Genomic DNA, 22,151 nt, shown 5'->3' with positions numbered 1-22,151 from the left:
CACATGATTGAACACGCTTTAAACCTAAAATATCTATATTAAATCCACATTCTTCGAATATTTTTCGTGGAAATTTTCCATTTTTATTTTCCATAATAAATAATCTTTTAAATTCATCAGTATATGTAATTCCTTTACAACTAACCTTTTTTACAAATTTATTTTCAGATAGTATCGCTATTTCATTTTCAGTAAATATTTTTTTACTCATTACAGTTCTCCTAATATCAATTATTCTTTATTTAATTATACACAAAAGTACCCTACGGGATAGACTTTTTTTAGAGTGTCTATTCTATAGGGTACATTTTAGTTAGCTTAGGTTTTATTTTTATATTCACCTATAACTCTAAATTTATTGTATCTTTTGTTCAAAAGTTCATCTCTGTCTAAATCCATTAAATTATTAAATTCTTTAATTAGGTTATTTTTTATTATATTAGACATAACTTTTACATTCTTACTTGCATCTCTGTCAGGTTCGTATAATATTTTATCTATTAAACTATAACTTTTTAAATCCTCAGATGTTATTTTCATAATATTTGCAGCTTCTTTCGCTTTAGTAGAATCTCTCCATAATATACTAGCAAAACCTTCTGGTGATAAAAGAGAGTATACTGCATTTTCTAGCATCCATATCTTATCACTTACAGAAAGAGCTAGTGCTCCACCACTTCCCCCTTCTCCTATAACTATAGAAATTATAGGAACTTCTAAAGAAATCATATTTATTAGATTTTTAGCTATAGCTTCCCCTTGACCTCTTTGTTCTGCTTCCACGCCGCAGTATGCTCCTGGGGTATCTATAAAGCAAACTATAGGTCTATTAAACTTTTCTGCCTGTTTCATAAGACGCAGTGCTTTTCTGTATCCTTCTGGATTAGGCATACCAAAGTTTCTTTCTATATTTTCATTTAAATCTCTTCCCTTTTGTTGAGCAATTATAGTTACTGGTACACCATCTAAAATCCCTATTCCTCCAACTATACAAGAGTCATTTCCATAATATCTATCTCCATGAAATTCCATAAAGTTTTCAAATATATTATCTATATAATCTAGGGAAGTTGGTCTTTTTTCATTTCTAGCCATACTTAACTTTCCCCATGCATCTAACTTATTTTTTAATGTGTTTACTTTGTTTACTGTAATATCCTTATAAGATTTAAACTCACACTTTTCTCTGTGAAGTTTTAAAATCATTGATAATGTATCTTTTAAATTTTTTCTATTCACAATTTTATCTATAAAACCATGTTTCATTAAAAATTCTGCTGTTTGAAATCCCTTAGGAAGCTTTTTATTTATTGTTTGTTCTATTACTCTTTTTCCTGCAAATCCTATTAAAGCACCAGGTTCTGATAAAATTATATCTCCTAACATGGCAAAACTTGCTGTAACCCCTCCTGTAGTAGGATCTGTAAGAACTGTTATATATAAAAGTCCTGCTTGGGATAGCTTAGATAATGCAGCACTTATTTTAGCCATTTGCATTAACGAAAACATTCCTTCCTGCATACGTGCTCCACCTGACGCTGTAAATATAACCAATGGGAGTCTATTTTCTATAGACTTCTCTATGGATCTAGTAATTTTCTCCCCAACAACTGATCCCATACTCCCCATAAAGAATCTGCTGTCCATAATACATATTACCGTTTTTTCTCCTTTTATACTACCTACTCCTGTAATTACAGCTTCATTTAGATCTGTTTTCTCTTGTGCCTTTTCAATTTTATCATTATATCCTTTAAAATTAAGTGGATTAACAGAACATAAATTTTTATCCATTTCCGCCCAAGTACCTTCATCAATTATCTGTTTTACTCTATCATAGGCAGATATTCTAAAATGATTTTTACAAAAACCACAAATACTATGATTTTTCCTTAAATCTTTGCTATATATAATTTGACCACACTTTTCACATTTACTCCACATACAATCGGGTATAAGAGGTTTTTCTAATGTTGTGTCTTTTTCATTAAGATTATGAGAACTAACAGTTATGTATTTAGTTTTCTTAAATAATCTTTTAAACATATAATCACATCCTATTTATGGCCTCTACCTATAAATCCTGTATCATAATCACCAGATATAAATTTCTCATTATTCAATATACCCATATGGTAATCTATATTGGTTTTTATACCATCTATTAAAAACTCTCCTAAAGCTCTTTTCATTTTATTTATAGCTTCTTGCCTATCTCTACCATGAACTATTAATTTTGCTATCATAGAATCATAAGTAGGTGGAATAGTATATCCATCATATATATTACTATCTACTCTAACTCCTAATCCTCCTGGTACAAATAATCCACTTATCCTACCAGGACAAGGCATAAAATTATTTAAAGTATCTTCTGCATTAATTCTACACTCAATAGAGTGTCCTTGTATTTTTATATCTTTCTGAGAAAAACTTAATTTCATTCCAGCTGCAATTTTTATTTGCTCTTTTATTAAATCTACTCCAGTAATAAACTCTGTTATAGGATGCTCCACCTGAATCCTTGTATTCATTTCCATGAAATAAAAATTATTACTCTTATCCAATAGAAATTCAATGGTTCCAGCATTCTTATATCCTACATACTTAGCTGCTCTTACTGCAGCATCTCCCATTTTTTCTCTTAGTTCCTGTGTTATTACCGTACATGGAGCTTCTTCTAAAATTTTTTGATTTCTTCTTTGTATAGAACAATCCCGTTCTCCTAAATACACTATATTTCCATAGTTATCTCCTAATATTTGTATTTCTACATGCTTTGGACATTCAATATATTTTTCCATATACATACTGTCATCTCCAAAAGCCGAAAGTGCTTCCTTTTTCGCTGTATCTATAGCTTCTATAAGCTCTTCATTCTCTTTAACTATTCGGATTCCCCTTCCTCCTCCACCAGCTGAAGCTTTTATTATAACTGGATATCCTATCTTTTCTGCTAATTCTAAAGCCTCTTCACTTCTCTCTATTGGCTTTTTTGATCCTGACACAACAGCTACTCCTGCTTCCTCCATAATTCTTCTGGCATTAGACTTATTACCCATTTTCTCTATTATTTCTGAGTCAGGTCCTATAAATACTATATTGCATTCTCTACACATATTAGCAAATTTACTATTTTCAGATAGAAACCCAAAGCCTGGATGTATAGCTTCTGCACCAGTTAAAACTGTAGCACTTAATATATTTTTTATATTTAAATAACTATCTTTTGAAGAAGCTGGTCCTATACATATAGCTTCATCTGCCATCTCAACATGAAGACTTTCCCTATCCATTTCAGAATATACAGCTACAGTTTCTATCCCCATTTCTCTACATGCTCTTATAATTCGTACCGCTATTTCTCCTCTATTGGCTATTAATATTTTTTTAAACATTTCCTCATCACCCTATCATAAACATGATTTCTGCTTCTGCTACCACTTTTTCATTCACCTTAGCTATACCTTTGCCTATACCTGCTGAACCTCTTAACTTAATCATTTCCACTTCTAATTTTAAAGTATCCCCTGGGATAACTTTCTTTCTAAATTTAGCTTTATTTATTCCAGCAAAGTATGGTATTTTACCTTTAAATTCGTCTAAACTTAATACTGCTATAGCTCCCGCTTGAGCTAATGCCTCTATAATTAATACTCCTGGCATTACTGGTTCGTGGGGAAAGTGTCCTCTAAAGAATCCTTCATTAAATGTTACATTTTTATATGCTACAATTTTTTTCCCAGGTTCTACTGTTTCTACTTTATCAATTAAAAGCATAGGATATCTATGGGGTAATATTTGTAATATATCTTTTATACATAAATTTTCCATATAGCAACACCTTTCTTAAAATATAACTATATTATTAATTTGAAAATATTTTAAATAGATCCATTCCATACTCTACTAATTGACCATCCTTTGCCAATACTTTTTCTATAGTACCATCTACATCACTTTTTATTTCATTCATAAGCTTCATAGCTTCTATTATGCATAAAACATCACCTTTTTTTACCTTATCACCAACCTTTACAAAAGCCTCTTTATCTGGTGATGGTGATTTATAAAAAGTCCCTACAATAGGAGATGTAACACTAGTAAGGTTCTCATCATAACATTCTTCTTTATCCGTATTTTTATTTTCTATCTCTACTCCATTTTCTTTTCTTATACTGTTATTACATAATTCTGTGTCATTCAAAATTACTTTAGTATCTTCTTTTTCTAACTTTATATATATATCTTTCTCTTTTATTTCTAAAAGCTTTATTGTTGACCCACTCATTATTTTTATTAATTCACCAATATTCTTTAAATCCATAATTAATCACTCCACTTTTTAAATAGGATTATTGCATTATGCCCTCCAAATCCTAAAGAATTAGACATAGCATATTTTATTTCTTGGTATCTACCTTTATTAGGCACATAGTCTAAATCACATTCTTCATCTTTTATCTTGTATCCTATAGTTGGCGGTACAAAACCTTCACATATAGATTTTACAGAAGTAATAGCCTCCACTGCTCCTGCTGCTCCTAATAAATGTCCTGTCATGGATTTTATAGAGCTTATTGGTATATTTATAGCATATTCTCCAAAGACATCTTTAATTGCTTCTGTTTCAAATTTATCGTTATATTCTGTACCTGTACCATGAGCATTTATATAGGATATTTCCCTAGGAGATATCTTTGCTTCATCTATTGCTAACCTAATTGCTCTAGATGCTCCTTCTCCTCCTGGTGCCGGTGATGTTATATGATAAGCATCACAGGTTGCTCCATATCCAACCATTTCAGCATATATTTTAGCTCCTCTTTTTTGAGCATGTTCTAAAGATTCTAAAATTAATATTCCTGATCCTTCTCCCATTACAAATCCATTTCTCTCTTTGTCAAAAGGTATAGATGCTCTTGTAGGATCTTCACTTTTACTTAATGCAGTAAGGGATGTAAATCCAGCCATAGCTAAAGGAGTTATAGATGCTTCCGTTCCTCCAGCAATCATTACATCAGAAGTTCCATTTTGTATCATTCTATAAGCTTCTCCAATAGAGTTTGTTCCTGTAGCACAAGCTGTTACTACTGTTGTGCATATTCCTTTTGCCCCATATCTTATAGCAATATTTCCTGCTGCCATATTACTTATTATCATAGGTATAAATAATGGATGAACTCTATTAGGTCCCTTTTCCATTAAAGTTTTATATTGTTTTTCTATAGTCTCTATGCCACCTATACCTGAACCAACTACTACTCCAAACTTATCTTTATCTATATTATCTAAATTTAAATTAGCATCTTTTATTGCTTCTTCTGCTGCTACTACGGCAAATTGACAATATTTATCCATTCTTTTTAATTCTCTTTTTTCTATTACATCTGAAGGCTCAAAATCTTTTACTTCTGCCGCTAATTTTACTTTAAATCCTTCTGTATTAAAATTCTTTATAAAATCTATACCGCAAGTTCCAAGCTTTATATTATTCCAAAAAGTATTTACATCATTACCTAAAGGTGTTACTGCACCCATGCCTGTAATTACTACTCTTTTCATTTTTAACATACCAACCTTCCTGAATTAATTTAAATAACCATTCCCCCGTCTACATTTATAACTTGCCCTGTAATATAGGATGAACTATCTGATGCTAAAAAAGCTACTAATTCTGCTACATCTTCGGCTTTCCCAACTCTTTTAAGAGGAATATTAGATATAACATTTTCTTTTACCTTGTCTGACAATGCATTTGTCATATCAGTTTCTATAAAACCTGGTGCAATAGCATTTACATTTATAGATCTTGAGGCTAATTCTTTAGCTAAAGATTTAGTAAATCCAATCACTCCTGCTTTAGCTGCGGCATAATTGCATTGACCTACATTTCCTGCTACTCCTACTACAGATGATATGTTTATTATTTTCCCATATCTTCTTTTTATCATTGTTGGAATACAATGTTTTACGCAATTGAAAGTTCCTTTTAAATTTGTTTCTATAACTTTATCAAATTCTTCTTCTTTCATTCTTAGAATAAGATTATCTGCTGTTATTCCAGCATTGTTAACTAAAATATCTATTCCATTAAATTTATCTAATGCTGCTTTTATTATCTTTTCACATTCTTTGTAATTACTTATATCTCCTTGCACTGCAATTACATTTATATTTAAATCTTCTAATTCTCTTATGGTATTTTTCAAAGCATCCGTATTATTTCTATAATTTAAAACTATAGATGCGCCTAACTTACCTAATTTTATAGCTATAGATTTACCGATTCCTCTACTTCCACCTGTAATAATTGCTGTTTTATTTTCTAAAGTCTTATAAGATATCATATTTTCTTCACCCCATATCTAATTTATTTAAGGTTTTATCAAGTGATTTTATATCTTCTATGTTATATGCACTAATTTTTCTATCTATCTTTTTCAAGAAAGTCGTTAATGTTTTTCCTGGCCCTATTTCAATAAAAGTATTCACTCCATCTTTTATCATTTCTCTCATAGATTGTTCCCACTTCACACTATGCATAACTTGACTTTTTAGAGTATCTTTTATTTTATCTAATTCCATAAAATCTGCTGTAACGTTAGTTATAACTGGGATATTACCTTTTTGAAACTGTATATTATTTAACTCTTTTTCCAAATTATCAGCCGCTTTCTTTAATAATGAACTGTGAAAAGGCCCACTAACTTTTAACATTGCAACTTTTAAAGCTCCTTTTTCTTGACACATTTCACAAGCAATCCTTAGAGCATTTATTTCACCAGAAATAACAATTTGTCCTGGACAATTAAAATTTGCTGGTTCTACTATGCCTATATGAGAAACTTCATGACATACTTTATATATTTCTTCTTCCTTTAAGCCTATTATAGCTGCCATTCCTCCTGTACCTTTTGGAACAGCCTCTTCCATAAACTTGCCCCTTTTTCTCACTAATTTAACTCCATCTTCAAAACTTAACATACCACTGTATATAAGAGCTGAGTACTCTCCAAGACTTAATCCTGCTGCTATTTCAGCTTTTATTCCTCTTTTTTTTATTAATTTCGATATAGCTATACTTACAGTTAATATTGCAGGTTGAGTAAACTCTGTTTTATTTAACTTTTCATCTGGTCCTTTAAAACATAGATCCGTTACATTAAAATCTAAGAGTTCTTCTGCTCTATTAAAAATATCTCTACATTCTTTAAAATTATCGTATAATTCCTTACCCATACCTACATATTGAGATCCTTGCCCAGGAAATAAAAAGGCAATTTTATTACTCATAAAAATTCTCCAATCTTTTTATTACTTCTTTAAAATCAAACATCTCTTTAATTATTTCCTTACAACTTTGCTCTTTAGATATTAACCCAGCTATTTGTCCTGCCATTAACGAACCTGTTTGTATATCTCCTTCTTTTACTGCCTTTATTAATGCTCCCTTTGTTATCTTTTCAAATTCCTCCATAGGTGCATTTTCCTTTTCTAAAATTTGATATTTTCTAGTTAATCTATTTCTTAAAACCCTTACAGGATGACCTGTATTTCTGCCAGTAACAACAGTATCAATATCTTTAGCTTTTAATACTTTTTCTTTATAATTTCTGTGTATATTACATTCCTTAGCTACCAAAAATCTAGTTCCTACTTGTACTGCTATAGCCCCTAGTGCAAATGTTGCTAACACACCTCTTTTATCTCCAATGCCACCTGCAGCAATTACAGGTATATTTACAGCATCTACAACTTGTGGAAGTAACGCCATTGTAGTAAGTTCACCTATGTGTCCTCCTGCTTCACATCCTTCAACTATTAAAGCATCTGCTCCAGCTCTTTCCATCCTTTTAGCTAAAGCAACAGATGCTACAACTGGGATAACCTTTACTCCACTTTTTTTCCACATGTCTATATACTTACCTGGATTTCCTGCCCCTGTTGTAACCACTTTTATATTCTCTTCACAAATCAATTTAGCTAATTCCTCTGCATTATCACTTAAAAGCATTATATTTACACCAAAAGGTTTGTTTGTTAGTTCTTTAGTTTTTCTTATTTCTTCCTTAACTATATCCACTGGTTGATTACCAGAAGCAATGATACCTAACCCTCCTGCATTAGACACAGCTGAAGCTAAGGAACTATTTGCAATCCATGCCATAGCTCCTTGGATGATAGGATAATCTAATCCTATCATGTTACAAAAAGCATTTTCTTTCATTCTACTCCTCCTATTTTTCAACTTTTTCTTCTACAAATTTAACTGCATCTCCAATTGTTTTTATAGCTTCAGCATCTTCCATTTGAATATCAAATTCTTCTTCTATTTCTATAACTATTTGAAATAAATCCAAAGAATCTACTCCTAATTCTTCAAAAGATGTCTCTGTACTTAACTCCTCTACATCCATTCCTAATTGTTCTCCTATAATTTGTAATACCTTATCAATAATCATTTTTATTACCTCCTAAAATTTATATCCACTTAATTAATGAAGCTGCCCAAGTTAATCCTGCTCCAAAGCCTACTAAGATAACATTATCTCCCTTTTTTAATAATCCTTTTTCATCTACTTCTGCTAATGCAATAGGAATACTTGCAGCTGATGTGTTTCCATAGTGATTAATATTTATATAAAATTTATTTTCATCTATGCCTAATTTCTTGGCTACATGTTCAATTATTCTCAAATTAGCTTGATGAGGAATTATATAATTTATATCTTTTAATTCTAAATTACTATCCTTTAAAACTTTCTCTATACCTTTTATCATTACTTTTACTGCAAATTTAAAAATTTCCTTACCATCCATTTCTATAAATTTATTTTCTAAATCTTCTTCTTTCGAATTTAACAATTCTTTTAATTCATCACTATTAACAGTTAAACTAGATGACTTGCATTTTAAAAGATCAGCCCCTCTTCCATCAGAACCTAGATACACATTCATTATTCCCTTTTCATTACTTTCTGTGAGTATAGCCGCTCCCGACCCATCTCCAAATAATATGCAAGTATTTCTATCCTTCCAATCTACTAATTTAGATAATGTTTCAACTCCTATAACTAAAACCTTTTTAGCTACTCCATTTCTTATAAATTGAGATGCTATGCTAATTCCATAGGTAAAACCTGAACAAGCTGCTGATATATCAAATGCAAAAGCATTATAAGCTTTAATATTCCTTTGTATAATACAAGCAGTAGAAGGTGTAAAATAATCTGGAGTTATGGTAGCTACTATAATTAAGTCTAATTCCTCAGGAGATATTCCCCCCTTTCTTAGGGCATCTAAAGCTGCTTTAGTTCCTAAATCAGATGTATTTTCTCCTTTTGTAATCCTTCTTTTTTCTATACCTGTTCTAGTTTTTATCCAGTTATCGTTTGTATCTATTATTTTAGATAAATCATGGTTTGATATTGATATTGGTGGTAGATATTTTCCAGTGGATAATATTCTTACCTCTTTATTTTTCATAGCTAATACTCCTTTTAATCTTTTTCAAGATGATACTTCTCTTTAAAAAAGTTATTTAATTTTTCTAAAGAAGCTATAAGTATTTCTTCTTCTTCATCTGTTAAACCAGATATTGTTTCTTTTATCATATCTAAATGAAATTTATCATGAATTCTATATGCAAGTTTTCCTCTTTTAGTAAGTTGTATATAGACAATTCTTCTATCTTTTTCTGATTTACTTCTCTCTACATATCCTTTTTTTACAAGATTATTTATAGCTGTAGTCAATGTACCAACAGTTATATTTAATTTATTTGCTACCTCTGACATAGTTTTTTGTGTGTACATTCCAATAGCTTCTATTGTATGCATTTCTGTAACAGATAAGTCTCTAAACTCTCCAGACTGAAGGGCATTTTGTTCGATTGTAAGTATATCATTAAAAGTATCCACTAATAATTCGTTTAAAACATTCATAGATTTACTCACACTTATTCACCTCCATTATTAGCTCTTTAATTAACTCTTTTACTGGTTTTATTTTATCTATTTTATATCCATTGCTACCTGAAAATATTATTCCTTCCTCAATGTTTCCATTTACTGAATTTATTAATGCTTTTGATATACAGTATTGAGTAGTTTTGGGATTGCATCTTTTTAAACAATTAAAACATTTATGTACTTCTTCTTTAACCTTAGACACATTATTAGAAAACTTATTCTTAATTACTCTTCCTGGAAGTCCTACAGGACTTTTAATAATATCAATATCTTCTTTTTTGCTATTTAAAAAGGCTTGCTTATAGTTTAAGTCTGCATCACATTCATCAGTAGCTATAAATCTTGTTCCCATTTGTACCGCATCTGCTCCTAGTTTTAAATATTTAGTAATATCCTTACCATCATATATTCCACCTGCCACAGCTAAAGATATTTTTTTATTATACTTTTTCTCAAATTCTATTAAGATCTTTTTAACATCTTTATATAAATCTTCTAAGAATATTTTCTTATTTAATTCACTTACCTCAAATCCTAAGTGTCCTCCAGCTTCTGGTCCTTCCACAACTACTAAATCTGGTACATAAGAATATCTTCTTTCCCATAACTTAAATATAACGTTAGCTGCTTTTCCTGAAGATACTATAGGTACAACTTTAGTTGCTTTATTCTTTACAAATTGGGGTAAGTTCGTTGGTAGTCCTGCTCCAGATATAATTAAGTCAACTCCTTCTTCTATTGATGTTCTTACCATTTCCTCATAGTTATTCATAGCTACCATTAAATTTACACCTAAAATACCACCATTACTCATTTCTTTAGCTCTTCTTATTTCTTTTTTTAATGCTCTTAAATTAGCTTCTTTTGTGTTAAATTCAAAGTCACTTTCTTTAAATCCTATTTGAACACCAGACATAACTCCTACTCCACCTTCTCTTGCCACAGCAGAAGCCAACCCCGACAAAGATACTCCTATTCCCATTCCTCCTTGAATAATTGGGATTCTACATTTTAAATTTCCTATTTGTAAAGGAGATATTTTCATATTATTCCTCCCAGATAATTTTTGATAATCAAAGTATATATTCTAAAAAAAAATTTGTCAACAATATACTTATATATTCTTATATTTTCTTTATGCTATAATGTATATGTAACGTAATAAAAATTATAATATATAAGGGAGGTCTAACTTTTGGGTACTTTTTTATTTAAAAATAAAGCTTCTAATTATACTCCCGTTAGCAACATTTTTATAGATAAATATATGCCTAAAGCCCGTGGAGAATTTGTAAAAGTATACCTTTTAGGATTAAAATATTGTGTTTCAGGAGAGCTTGGAGTAAGTTCATCTATTATGGCTAGTGCCCTTCATCTATTAGAAACCGATGTTCTAAATGCATGGAGCTATTGGAATGATGAAGGTATAATAAAAATGATTCCTGTAGATAACATGGGGAACTTTTCTATAGAGTTTATTGATTTGTCAAATTCAGTAAACTCTGATGACCAAAATATTGATTTATTAAAAGAATTAGATAATAATTCTACAAAAGATATGTTATTAGATATAGAAAAACTCATTAGTCGTCCTCTATCCACTAAAGAAGTTACTATGTACATAAGTTGGATAAAGGATTTTAAATTTGAACCTGAAATAATTTTACTTCTTATTCAATATTGTATATCTAAAGGAAAAACAGATTATAGATATATAGAAGCTATCGCTATTTCTTGGCATGATTCCAATATAAGAACTATAGAAGAAGCACAAAATTTTATAAGACATCATGAAGATAAGTGGATTAATATAAGAAAAATATTAAATTATATCGGTATAAAAGATGGAGAAGTAATGAAACCTCAAGAAGAGATGCTTACTAAGTGGTTGAATATATATAACTTTCCTCTAGAAGTTATCTTTAAAGCTTGTGATATATGTTTTCATAGAATAAATAAAGCAGACTTTAAATATATTGATGGTATTCTAAATAGTTGGAATAAAGATGGCATAAAAACTATAAATGACGTATTAGTAAAAGATAATAAGAAATCTATTAAAAAAGCTAACAATTTTAAGGCTAAAATGGATAGTTTCAATAGCTACGAACAAAGGGATTATGACTTTGATGCATTAGAGAAAAAACTATTAGGATGGGATAATAAATGATAAAAAGCTATCAAGAACAAGTTATGAAGACCTATGAGGAAATGCGTGATATGGAAGCTAATTCCTTATCTAAAAGAAAAAATGAAATTTCTAAAAGAGTTCCTCGTATAATGGAAATAGATAATGAAATAGCTAAACTTTCTTTAGAATTGTCATTAAATATATTAAAAAGCAAACAAAATAATTTGGACAATTATATGTCCAATATAAAAAATAGAATTACAGACTTAAGAGTAAAAAAATCTGAACTCTTAGTAGCAAATGGATACACTGCTGATTATTTAGATATGCATTATAATTGCCCTAAATGTCAAGACACTGGTTTTAATAAAACTAGTAGATGCTCTTGCTATAAATCAGTTTTAACTAAAGTATTATATAAAAATTCTGAGCTAAGACATATATTAGAACAAAATAACTTTGATCATTTTAACTTTGATTATTTTTCCAACTATAGAAGTCCTAAAGAACCTCAAAGTCCAAAAGAAAATATACAAAGTATAATGAGTATAGCTTGGAACTTTATTCAGAACTTTGATTCTTCTACTGAAAACTTATTGTTTTTTGGAAACTCAGGTACCGGAAAAAGTTTTTTAGCTCATTGTATAGCCAAAGAACTCATAGATAATGGATATATGGTTGTTTATAAAACTGCTGTAGAGTTAATAAATGAGCTTAGAGAAATTAGATTTAATCCAAATCAGAACTTGGAAAATATACTTATAAACTGTGATCTTCTCATAATAGATGATTTAGGTACAGAACCATTAACTGAATTCTCCAAAGTAGAATTTTTTAATTTACTAAATAGAAAATTATTAAAAAGAAAAAAAATGATAGTTTCTACCAATTTTTCTATAGAAGGATTATTAAAAACTTATTCGGAAAGAATTTCTTCTAGACTTTTAGGAAACTTTACACTATGTAAATTCTTTGGTGAAGATATAAGAGTTAAGATAAACTTAGAAAGAAAAGGAACAACTTAATATTACAAAAAATTCATAGGCTGATAAAATCAGCCTATGAATTTTTCTATTCAGTATTATTTCAGACATAAAAAAAACATACATTTTATGTATGTTTTGATTTACTAATTGGAGCTGGCAATAGGACTTGAACCTACAACCTGCTGATTACAAGTCAGCTGCTCTGCCAATTGAGCCATGCCAGCATATAATTGGCGACCCAGAAGGGACTCGAACCCTCGACCTCCGGCGTGACAGGCCGGCACTCTAAACCAACTGAGCCACTGGGCCAATATTATGGTGGGCACAACAGGGCTCGAACCTGTGACCCCCTGCTTGTAAGGCAGGTGCTCTCCCAGCTGAGCTATGCGCCCATAATATTTTGTGGTGACCCCTACGGGATTCGAACCCATGTTACCACCGTGAAAGGGTGGTGTCTTAACCACTTGACCAAGGGGCCATGTTTTTATTTCTTGTTTCCGATCGGCTTGCCGACCTGACATAAACTATAATACAAGATATTCGATAAAGTGTCAACACTTTTTTTAAACTTTTTTTTATTTTTTATTTAAAACTGCAAAAAAACCAATAAAATCAATGCTTTTGCAGTTTTAAATATTTTAGCTTTCTCTGAATCCATTATACCCTATGGCTTCCATTATTAATAAAGCAGTATCTTCAATAGCCCTATTTGTTACATCTATAATTTTACACCTTAATCTTCTCATTATTTTATCTGCGTATTCTAATTCTTCTAAAACTCTTTCTCCATTTGCATATTGTATCTCAGAAGAAAGCTGATTAAATTTATTCATTCTATGCTTTCTTATTTCTATTAATCTTATAGGATCTATAGTAAGTCCCACTAATTTTGTTCTATCGACTTCAAATAATTCTTCTGGTATTGGAATCTCTGGCATAATAGGAACATTTAATGCTTTGATACCTTTATTAGCTAAATACATACATAATGGTGTTTTAGACGTTCTTGATAGACCTATAAGTATAACATCAGCATGTTTTATCCCATTATAATCTTTACTATCATCATATCTCATAGCAAATTCCATTGCTTCTATCTTTTTATAATATCTATCATCCATATTCCACACTGCCCCTGGCTCGTAGGTTGGAGTGGTCTTTAGAACTCTGGAGGCTGTACTTATACAAGGACCTAAAACATTTACTATCCTTATACCTCTTTCTATACATCTCTCTACTAAAAATTCCCTTATATCTACTAATACTACAGTACTTATAAGCATACTATTTTCAGGATCTTTTATACTATTTATAAAATCATCTACTGCTTCAAAAGTTCTAATATAGGTTACTCTTTTTACATCTACTCTTTCTTTAAACTGTCTAGCTGTTGCCTTAGATACTTGTTCCGCTGTTTCACCTATAGAGTCTGATACAGCATATATAGTTAACACATTAATCTACCTCTTTCTTTTGTAATATGCAATTTCTGTCAAAACACAGCCTCTTATTGCTAAAATATTATTCCCCTTACAAAATTCTAATATATCCTCACTTTCAGCTCCTGGTTGTATTAAAATTTTATTAATGCCATTTTTATATGCCTCTTTAACTATCTCTATACCCGTCTTTGGATTAATACATAAATCTATAACATCTATTTCTTCTTTAATTTCAGATATAGACTTATAAATATTTTCACTCTTACTAGACGGATTTAAAGTGTATACATTGAAATTCTCATTTTTTAACGTTTGTTCTATCCTATATGCATATTTCGACTCATTTTCAACATCTCCTGCTACTAACCAATTTTTATATTCTAATAATTTTTGTGCATTCATAATAAATACCTCCAAATATAAATTTATTTAGTTATATTATTGGCTAATTTATTTTATATTATATATTGTATACTTTTTAATGTATAATAGTTATAGTTTATTTTTATATAAAATAAAAAGGGAGAGATTCATATTGTATCACGATATATTAATCCTTGGTGGAGGTGCCTCTGGTATTATGACTTCTATAATTGCTAAAGACAGAGGCTTAGATGTTGCCATAATAGAAGGAAATAATAGAATAGGCAAAAAGATTTTATCTACAGGAAATGGTAGATGTAATATAACTAATAACAAAATAGAGGATTCACGATATTTTAGTTCAAATAAAAATTTTTACTCAAAAGTTTTAAATGAATTTTCTTATGATAACTTTATAGAGTTTTTATACTCCTTAGGTCTTCCTCTTATAGAGTTAGAGAATGGCAAGTTATACCCTATGTCTTTACAATCCTCTTCTGTATTAGATGTACTTAGATTAGCTTTATCTGAGAGAAATATCCCTATATATTTAGATCAAAAAATAAATAGTGTATACCGTAAAAAAGATAAATTTATATTAAAAGATATTAATAATAATATTTTAAAGTGTAATAAATTAGTTCTAAGTTGTGGAGGTAAATCTGCTGCTAATACTGGCTCAGATGGCTCAGGGTTTTCCTTGGCTAAATCTTTAGGTCACAGTATAATACATCCAACTCCTGGATTAGTTCAATTAAAATTGAAGCATCCACGTCTTAAAGCTTTATCAGGAATTAAATTCAATGGGAACTGTAAATTATACTCAAATAAGTCACTATTGAGAGAAGAATTTGGAGAGATATTATTTACTAACTATGGTATATCTGGTCCTCCTATATTACAGATAAGTAGTTTAGCTTCTAGGTGTTTATGTAATAAAGAAGATGTATCAATAGTTGTTGATATGTTTCCTAATATAGTAAAAAAGGCTCTTCAGGATTTCTTGGAAAACCACATTGGAATGTTTAGTTATAGAAGTATACATGATTCTTTGGTAGGAATATTAAACAAAAAACTAATTCCTATAATTTTAAAGGAGTGCGGAATAGAAGATATACATAAACCTGCTTTTGAATTACAATGGAATGAAAAAAATGATCTATTAAATGTACTTAAAAATTGGGAGTTTGTGGTTTACGATACTAATGGTTTTCCTAATTCTCAAGTAACCTGCGGAGGCGTTGATACACTGCAAGTTAATGATAATACATTAGAATCTAAATTGGTTCCTAATCTATATTTTACAGGTGAAATATTAGATGTACATGGTGATTGTGGAGGTTTTAATTTACAATGGGCTTGGAGTAGCGGATATGCTGTTGGCAAAAATATATAAAATAAAGAAGCTGATTAATTTTCAGCTTCTTTATTTTTTTGCCAAGTAGTTTCTGCTATATTTAACTCATTATTATTTTTATCCGCTATACTGTGTCTACATATTGCCATATCATCTTTATTTTCTATTTCACATAAAACTCTAACCATATCTCCATAAACTGTTTCTTTTTTATAAGTCATATTTAAATTCTTCAAACTATAATTTAATACTATTTCTAAAGGTACTGTTTCTATTATCCAAGATATATACTTTGAATTATTTACATGACCATTTGTATCTATATCACTATATCTTACATTAAATATTTTCTCATTATCTACTTTTTTAAGCTCATTTATTTTAGATATTTCTATATCTTCACATTCTACATCTTCTACACCATAAAATTTAAAAAGTTCTAGAGGTATTTTCTTTAATCTTCTTTTATCTGTATCTATTAATAACCATTGAGATAAAGCCTCAATTATTTTTTCTCCTTTGCTGTTTATTACTTCAAAATCTCTATATGCATAAAACTTTTTAAAACATTTTGGACTAGTTTTTATTTTTACAATATCACCGTATACTGGGAATTCCTTTATATTTATATCCCATTTATATATTACCCAGGCTATTTTATTTTCTTCCATATATTTAAGTCCCACATTCATATCTTCTGATTGCTTTGTTGCAATATCTCCAAGATAATTTATTATACTAGTTATTAACGCTCTCTTTTTATAATCTACTTCATAATAATGTATTTCATAATCTTTTTCCATCTTACTCAAATTAACATCCCCTTATGTAAATAATTAAACACTTTAAATATTATTATGATTTAATTTGAAAGTTTTTTCAATAATAAAAAACCTGTAAGATTTGACTCCTACAGGTTTTGAAATTATTTATTTAAAGCTTCTATAAGTTTATCTAAATCTAATCCATGAACCATAGCTGCTTGTTCTACTGTTTCTGATTGAGCTGATGGACAAAACACACATCCCATACCAAAGTTTGCAAGTATTTCTGCTGCTTCTGGTTTAGATTTTATTATTTCGCCAATAGTCATATCTTTAGTAATCATATATAATCCTACCCTTCTCATTAGTTTTTCTAATGTTTATTAATTTAGTGTAATTTATTAATTTAATTATAATTAATACCAATTCATATTTCAAGTATATATTTATATTTAATATGTGCATCTTAAATTTAAAATATTCTTCATAATTTTGTATCTATATCTCTAGCAACAACTACTCCTGTTACCGATGCTTGCATTAATCCTCTAGTTATTCCTGCTCCATCACCTATTGTGTAAAGATTTTTTATACTAGTTTCAAATTTATCATTTGTATGGAATTTACTAGAATAAAATTTAACTTCTACTCCATATAATAATGTGTTTTTACTATATAAACCTGGTGCTATTTTATCAAATGCTTCTAAAGCTTCCACAATGGAAACCAGGTGTCTATCTGGTAATACAAAACTTAAATCTCCTGGTACTGCTGACTTTAATGTAGGTATGGTAGTAGACTTTTCTAACCTGGAATAATCTGTTCTCCTACCATTTAAAAGATCTCCTAATCTTTGTACCATAATTCCTCCACCAGTTAACATATTTCCTAGTTTAGCTATATATTTTCCGTAATCTATAGGTTGATTAAATGGTTCTGTAAAGGTAGTAGATACTAGCACTGCAAAGTTAGTATTATCTGTTCTTAAACTTTTATCTGAATAGCTATGTCCATTTACAACTGCTATATCTCCATCGTAATGCTCTTCTGACACAACTCCTCCTGGATTCATACAAAAAGTCCTTACTTTATTTTCAAAGGTATCTGAATAATAAACTAACTTTGCTTCATATAAGTCTTTTGTTAAATGATCCATTATTGAATTTGGTACTTCTACCCTTACTCCTATATCAACAGCATTATTTGTTGTTTTTAATTCTAAGCTTTTAGCCTCTTCTGAAAGCCATTCAGCTCCTCCTCTACCAGGAGCTGCTATTACATAATCTGACTTTATAATTTTTTTCCCTTCATTTTGACTGTTAATCTTAACACCTTTTACTTTTCCTTTTTCAACTAATATATTTTTTACTTCCGTTAATTCACTAAATTCTGTATTAGTTTTATCTATTAAATAATGATACATGTCTTTTAAAACTCTATAAGCTGATTCTGTACCTAAATGTCTTACTGGACATTCTATAAGTCTTATATTATGCCTACTAGCTTCATATTTTATTTTATCAACTTTTTCATTATTTAATCCATAAACTGTTTCATTGGCTCGAAATTTTAAATAAATATTATCACAATAATCAATGAATTCTCTACATATTTCTTCTGGGTAGTATTCTAATATTCTACCTCCTACTTCTGGACTTAAGGATAGCTTTCCATCTGAAAATGCTCCTGCTCCAGACCACCCAAAGGTTATTCCACATGGGTTGCAATTTACACATTTTCCAGTAGTCCTTGCAGGACAATTTCTCTTTTCTATACTTCTCCCTTTATCTAATATTAAAACACTAATTTCTGGTCTTAATTTACTAATTTCAAAAGCTGTAAAAATACCTGCTGGCCCTGCCCCAATTATAATTACATCATATTTATTTTTCACTTAATCTCCTCCAATAATATCTTATTAAATGGTTATATATCGGTTAATACTTTTTTTAAAACCATATGTATAAATTATTTATTGATTGCATTTATCTCCAGCCTTTTACTTTGTATATAACTTATGCTATTATTAATTATAAATTTGTTTAATTTAAAAACTTATTATAAATTATATATATTTTTGTAGGAGAGATACTTATGAACATACCTAATATGTTAACATTATTTAGAATGTTTCTAATCCCCATATTTATAATTATATTTTTTTCAAATGCTGAAAATAACCTATTTTATTCTATATGTGTATTTTTATTAGCAGGAATTACAGATATACTGGATGGATATATGGCTCGAAAATATAATCTAATTACCAAATGGGGGATTGTACTAGACCCTTTAGCAGATAAACTTATGCTGTTAACTGTTTTATTCTGCTTAAGTAAAGCTAATATAATTCCTATGTGGGTATTAATAATTATCTCTTTAAAAGAATTGCTTATGATTATAGTCGGTGGAATTCTATATAATAAAAACTTTGTAATTCCATCTAATAAATTTGGAAAAGTATCTACTCTTATGTTCTATATATCAATATTCTTACTTATCTTTAGTAAAAAATTAGGTAGATATTTGCTTAATTTATCTGTTATTATGGCTATAATTACTTTCTTAAATTATTTATTAATATACATAAAAAAGAAGAGTAATATTAAAGAGCACGGTATCTAATAATACTATGCTCTTTTTTCTATTAATCTTCCCATAAATCCTTAGTAAGTTCTTCTATTTCCTTCTTTAGTTTTTCAGTTTTATTATAATCTATGGATATATCTAATTTTATTAAAAGTGCATCTCCTTCTTTAGCCTCTTTAGGCACTTCTAATTTAGGTAAATTTAGCATAGATCCATCCTCTAATTCAACTACTGCATATTCTTCTTCAAATCTATCTATTACCCCATTTAACATACTACATAACCTCCTTATTGTAAACTCTAATCCATAGCTATTAAATCAAGTTTTATAACATTATCCATTGCAGATATTTCTTCTAATAATCTATTAAATTCTATATTTAGTTGCGAAATATCAAAAGTTATATTTACATTAGCTGTATTATGTATTGGTATTTCTTGATTTATAGTTAATATATTTCCTTTATATAATGCTATTTTATCTAAGATTTTAGATAAAGTACCTGGTCTATGATTTAAGGTTACTGAAATAATTACCTTTTGGTTGCTTGAAAGCTCCGATACATTGAAAACATAATCTTTATATTTATAGTATGTACTCCTACTAATTCCTACTACTTTTACTGCTTCAGTAATTTCTTTTATTTTACCAGCCTTCATAAGTTCTTTAGCTTCTATAACTTTTTCAAATACATCTGGTAATACACTAGTATTTATCATTAAATACTTGTCTTTCATAAAATCACTCCCTATGTACATTATTCTAGTACATGTGTATTTATATGCTATACTAATATATGATTATAATACATATATCATATTTTTTAAATACATTTTTCAAAATTCCTTTTTAATCTTTTACAAATAATAAAAAGAGACTCTTTAAAATTCTAAGAGTCCCTATTATAATCTTATTGAATTACTACTAATGTATTTCTTGGAATATTATTATACATCCATTTTATATCCTCATCCTTAAGTCGTACACATCCATGAGAAGCTTGTGTTCCTAATTTATTATATTCACTTTGTATAATACTTCCATCTAAATTATGAAGTACACTATGGAATAAATAATCATAATTAAATCTTATGAAATTATAGCAAATATATCCATGTTCTTGTCCAAAACTTGCTCCTCTTCCTCCTATTAAAAATCTACCTTTAATAGTAGGTGTACCTCTCATTCCTGTAGAACAAATAAAAGATTTTATAAGCCTATTATTTTCATATATATATACTTTTTGATTAGCTAGACTTACTAATATACTATATGTATTATTAGGAATAACTTTCTTAACATAATTTGATTTTATATACCCATTAATTGTATTTAAGCTATCATAATCCGTAGCTTGTACCTTATAGAAATCTCCACTTCTACCTAATACCTTAATTTCTTGAGTACTTCCATATATATGACCAGCTATATCAGTATTAAGGCTTGGACCTTTTCTCACCCTAATTTTAGTAATCTCACTATCATTACCAACATATAAAGGTTCTATCTTAGGTGCTGGAGGATATTTAGAGCTAGGCTGTGTTGGTTTCTTAGGAGGAGTTGGTTTTTTTAGTACGCTGAATTCTATTACTTCTGAAGTATCATAATCTCCTAAATTATCAGATTTACTTCCTTTATCCCATGCCTTTTTTACTCTAACAGCTATTTTATAGTTTCCTGCTGATAACTTTCCTGTATTTATTTTATAAGTATCTTCAGATTTTAATTCATCTGTATATCCTTTGCTTAAATCTGTCCATCTTCCATTATTTGAAGAATGCATTAATACCTTGTATTGAACTAATCCATGATATGAATTTGTCTTAACTGAGATATCTTTAGATGCTCCTTCATACATTTTTGTTTTATTATCAAAAGATATAGATACATCTGGTTCACCATTCTTTAAACATGTAAATTCCTTTGACTTATAATCATCATATGCTATTTCATAGTCTCCCATTTGTGCCTTATATTTTCCTTCTGAAGCGGGGGTTTTAGCAAATATAACTAATTCGTAGTCGCCTACCTCAACATTAAATAAATTTACCTGAAAAACTTCATTTCCATTTCTATTTAAAGTATATCCTGATGTTACATCTTGCCATGAATCTTTGTCCTTAGAGTGTAGCAATGCTCTATAATTTAGTTTATTATTGTAATTTGAATTAACTTCAAATTGTACAATTCTATTATTATATATAGGATTGTAATTAGATTTTATTTCTACACTATTTAATAAGGTGCTTTTATCTAAGGGAAATTTTTCTTCTTTTTTATCAGAAGTATTCTCTACTTTATTTATTTCGTTTGTGTTATTTACATCTTTAATAGTTTCAGCATTTACCTTGCAATTGCTGTTAAATAAAAATGTGAATAGCATTAAAGAAATATATAATACTTTTTTAAAATTAATTGATTTAGTCATCTGTCCACCTCTCACTTTTATTAATTATATATTTATAGATGGTACGAATATGTAATATTTTACCATACTACTATAAGAACATTATAACATAAAGTCAGTGAATTAATCCACTGACT

At 29.1% G+C, this 22,151-nt stretch carries 25 protein-coding genes and 4 tRNA genes; 4 read left to right on the top strand and 25 right to left on the bottom strand.

Annotated features, from left to right (window positions below; all coding sequences use genetic code 11):
* The 13 genes from B5D21_RS12100 to B5D21_RS12040 all read right to left on the bottom strand — a co-directional run.
* The coding region (locus B5D21_RS12100) for an HTH domain-containing protein (protein WP_078688116.1) at nt 1-211 on the bottom strand (211 nt) is incomplete at its 3' end.
* Between the two features lie 107 nt (nt 212-318).
* Nucleotides 319-2,046: an acetyl-CoA carboxylase carboxyltransferase subunit alpha gene (locus B5D21_RS12095; RefSeq protein WP_011098459.1), complete on the bottom strand. Its 1,728-nt coding sequence runs from the start codon at nt 2,044-2,046 to the stop codon at nt 319-321.
* 11 nt (nt 2,047-2,057) lie between these two features.
* Nucleotides 2,058-3,398 (bottom strand): acetyl-CoA carboxylase biotin carboxylase subunit, encoded by a 1,341-nt coding sequence (locus tag B5D21_RS12090; RefSeq protein WP_011098458.1) that lies wholly within the window; start codon nt 3,396-3,398, stop codon nt 2,058-2,060.
* Nucleotides 3,399-3,405: 7 nt separating this feature from the next.
* The gene (gene fabZ / locus B5D21_RS12085; protein WP_011098457.1) at nt 3,406-3,834 is read right to left on the bottom strand and encodes a 3-hydroxyacyl-ACP dehydratase FabZ; all 429 of its coding nucleotides are present in this window, start codon (nt 3,832-3,834) and stop codon (nt 3,406-3,408) included.
* 34 nt (nt 3,835-3,868) lie between these two features.
* Nucleotides 3,869-4,327 carry an acetyl-CoA carboxylase biotin carboxyl carrier protein gene (gene accB / locus B5D21_RS12080; RefSeq protein WP_011098456.1) on the bottom strand — a complete coding sequence of 153 codons (459 nt, stop codon included), beginning with the start codon at nt 4,325-4,327 and terminating at the stop codon, nt 3,869-3,871.
* A gap of 2 nt (nt 4,328-4,329) precedes the next feature.
* On the bottom strand, nt 4,330-5,574 hold the full coding sequence (gene fabF / locus B5D21_RS12075; RefSeq protein ID WP_011098455.1) for a beta-ketoacyl-ACP synthase II: 1,245 nt from the start codon (nt 5,572-5,574) through the stop codon (nt 4,330-4,332).
* A 20-nt stretch (nt 5,575-5,594) separates the two neighbouring features.
* Complete coding sequence (gene fabG, locus B5D21_RS12070) at nt 5,595-6,350, bottom strand: 3-oxoacyl-[acyl-carrier-protein] reductase (RefSeq protein ID WP_011098454.1); 756 nt, start codon at nt 6,348-6,350, stop codon at nt 5,595-5,597.
* A 7-nt stretch (nt 6,351-6,357) separates the two neighbouring features.
* Nucleotides 6,358-7,296, bottom strand: a complete 939-nt coding sequence (fabD, locus tag B5D21_RS12065; RefSeq protein ID WP_011098453.1) for an ACP S-malonyltransferase — start codon at nt 7,294-7,296, stop codon at nt 6,358-6,360.
* Entirely contained in the window at nt 7,289-8,230 is a 942-nt protein-coding gene (gene fabK / locus B5D21_RS12060) for an enoyl-[acyl-carrier-protein] reductase FabK (RefSeq protein ID WP_035110684.1), read from the bottom strand. Before fabK ends, fabD begins: the two co-directional genes overlap by 8 nt.
* 10 nt (nt 8,231-8,240) lie before the next feature.
* The gene (locus B5D21_RS12055) at nt 8,241-8,465 is read right to left on the bottom strand and encodes an acyl carrier protein (RefSeq protein ID WP_035110686.1); all 225 of its coding nucleotides are present in this window, start codon (nt 8,463-8,465) and stop codon (nt 8,241-8,243) included.
* A gap of 19 nt (nt 8,466-8,484) precedes the next feature.
* Nucleotides 8,485-9,489 (bottom strand): beta-ketoacyl-ACP synthase III, encoded by a 1,005-nt coding sequence (locus B5D21_RS12050; RefSeq protein ID WP_011098451.1) that lies wholly within the window; start codon nt 9,487-9,489, stop codon nt 8,485-8,487.
* Nucleotides 9,490-9,503: 14 nt separating this feature from the next.
* Nucleotides 9,504-9,959 (bottom strand): MarR family winged helix-turn-helix transcriptional regulator, encoded by a 456-nt coding sequence (locus B5D21_RS12045; RefSeq protein WP_011098450.1) that lies wholly within the window; start codon nt 9,957-9,959, stop codon nt 9,504-9,506.
* Nucleotides 9,952-11,019: an NAD(P)H-dependent flavin oxidoreductase gene (locus B5D21_RS12040; protein WP_011098449.1), complete on the bottom strand. Its 1,068-nt coding sequence runs from the start codon at nt 11,017-11,019 to the stop codon at nt 9,952-9,954. Before B5D21_RS12040 ends, B5D21_RS12045 begins: the two co-directional genes overlap by 8 nt.
* A gap of 150 nt (nt 11,020-11,169) precedes the next feature.
* Between B5D21_RS12040 and B5D21_RS12035 the strand changes: the two genes are divergently transcribed.
* Complete coding sequence (locus B5D21_RS12035; RefSeq protein ID WP_011098448.1) at nt 11,170-12,144, top strand: DnaD domain protein; 975 nt, start codon at nt 11,170-11,172, stop codon at nt 12,142-12,144.
* Nucleotides 12,141-13,130, top strand: a complete 990-nt coding sequence (locus tag B5D21_RS12030) for an ATP-binding protein (RefSeq protein ID WP_011098447.1) — start codon at nt 12,141-12,143, stop codon at nt 13,128-13,130. Before B5D21_RS12035 ends, B5D21_RS12030 begins: the two co-directional genes overlap by 4 nt.
* Before the next feature lie 109 nt (nt 13,131-13,239).
* Here B5D21_RS12030 and B5D21_RS12025 read toward each other — a convergent pair.
* From B5D21_RS12025 to B5D21_RS12000, 6 genes are all read right to left on the bottom strand, one after another.
* Nucleotides 13,240-13,315, bottom strand: a tRNA-Thr gene (locus B5D21_RS12025).
* A 7-nt stretch (nt 13,316-13,322) separates the two neighbouring features.
* Nucleotides 13,323-13,400: transfer RNA gene (locus B5D21_RS12020), tRNA-Asp, on the bottom strand.
* A gap of 7 nt (nt 13,401-13,407) precedes the next feature.
* A tRNA-Val gene (locus B5D21_RS12015) sits at nt 13,408-13,483 on the bottom strand.
* A gap of 11 nt (nt 13,484-13,494) precedes the next feature.
* Nucleotides 13,495-13,569: transfer RNA gene (locus B5D21_RS12010), tRNA-Glu, on the bottom strand.
* 160 nt (nt 13,570-13,729) lie between these two features.
* Complete coding sequence (locus B5D21_RS12005) at nt 13,730-14,545, bottom strand: pyruvate, water dikinase regulatory protein (RefSeq protein ID WP_011098446.1); 816 nt, start codon at nt 14,543-14,545, stop codon at nt 13,730-13,732.
* Nucleotides 14,546-14,551: 6 nt separating this feature from the next.
* Nucleotides 14,552-14,935 (bottom strand): CoA-binding protein, encoded by a 384-nt coding sequence (locus tag B5D21_RS12000; RefSeq protein ID WP_035110688.1) that lies wholly within the window; start codon nt 14,933-14,935, stop codon nt 14,552-14,554.
* Nucleotides 14,936-15,068: 133 nt separating this feature from the next.
* Here B5D21_RS12000 and B5D21_RS11995 point away from each other — a divergent pair, with 133 nt between their 5' ends.
* Nucleotides 15,069-16,292: a BaiN/RdsA family NAD(P)/FAD-dependent oxidoreductase gene (locus B5D21_RS11995; RefSeq protein WP_035124337.1), complete on the top strand. Its 1,224-nt coding sequence runs from the start codon at nt 15,069-15,071 to the stop codon at nt 16,290-16,292.
* A gap of 14 nt (nt 16,293-16,306) precedes the next feature.
* On the opposite strand, the gene B5D21_RS11990 is transcribed toward B5D21_RS11995, so the two are convergent.
* The 3 genes from B5D21_RS11990 to B5D21_RS11980 form a co-directional block, all read right to left on the bottom strand.
* Nucleotides 16,307-17,056 carry an acyl-[acyl-carrier-protein] thioesterase gene (locus tag B5D21_RS11990; protein WP_035110720.1) on the bottom strand — a complete coding sequence of 250 codons (750 nt, stop codon included), beginning with the start codon at nt 17,054-17,056 and terminating at the stop codon, nt 16,307-16,309.
* Between the two features lie 122 nt (nt 17,057-17,178).
* Nucleotides 17,179-17,361, bottom strand: a complete 183-nt coding sequence (locus B5D21_RS11985) for a DUF1858 domain-containing protein (protein WP_023436930.1) — start codon at nt 17,359-17,361, stop codon at nt 17,179-17,181.
* A gap of 140 nt (nt 17,362-17,501) precedes the next feature.
* On the bottom strand, nt 17,502-18,911 hold the full coding sequence (locus B5D21_RS11980) for an NAD(P)/FAD-dependent oxidoreductase (RefSeq protein ID WP_011098442.1): 1,410 nt from the start codon (nt 18,909-18,911) through the stop codon (nt 17,502-17,504).
* Between the two features lie 200 nt (nt 18,912-19,111).
* Between B5D21_RS11980 and pgsA the strand changes: the two genes are divergently transcribed.
* Nucleotides 19,112-19,642, top strand: a complete 531-nt coding sequence (pgsA, locus tag B5D21_RS11975) for a CDP-diacylglycerol--glycerol-3-phosphate 3-phosphatidyltransferase (RefSeq protein ID WP_011098441.1) — start codon at nt 19,112-19,114, stop codon at nt 19,640-19,642.
* A 22-nt stretch (nt 19,643-19,664) separates the two neighbouring features.
* Here pgsA and B5D21_RS11970 read toward each other — a convergent pair whose 3' ends face one another.
* The 3 genes from B5D21_RS11970 to B5D21_RS11960 form a co-directional block, all read right to left on the bottom strand.
* On the bottom strand, nt 19,665-19,880 hold the full coding sequence (locus tag B5D21_RS11970) for a DUF3006 domain-containing protein (protein ID WP_035110692.1): 216 nt from the start codon (nt 19,878-19,880) through the stop codon (nt 19,665-19,667).
* Nucleotides 19,881-19,906: 26 nt separating this feature from the next.
* On the bottom strand, nt 19,907-20,344 hold the full coding sequence (locus B5D21_RS11965) for an ACT domain-containing protein (protein WP_035110693.1): 438 nt from the start codon (nt 20,342-20,344) through the stop codon (nt 19,907-19,909).
* Nucleotides 20,345-20,517: 173 nt separating this feature from the next.
* The gene (locus tag B5D21_RS11960) at nt 20,518-22,035 is read right to left on the bottom strand and encodes a L,D-transpeptidase family protein (protein WP_052042358.1); all 1,518 of its coding nucleotides are present in this window, start codon (nt 22,033-22,035) and stop codon (nt 20,518-20,520) included.
* Between the last annotated feature and the right edge of the window lie 116 nt (nt 22,036-22,151).

Origin of the sequence: Clostridium tetani (assembly GCF_900167265.1) — a bacterium.
In the GTDB taxonomy this organism is placed as follows: domain Bacteria; phylum Bacillota; class Clostridia; order Clostridiales; family Clostridiaceae; genus Clostridium_G; species Clostridium_G tetani.
This window is presented reverse-complemented; position numbering and strand designations above follow the sequence as displayed.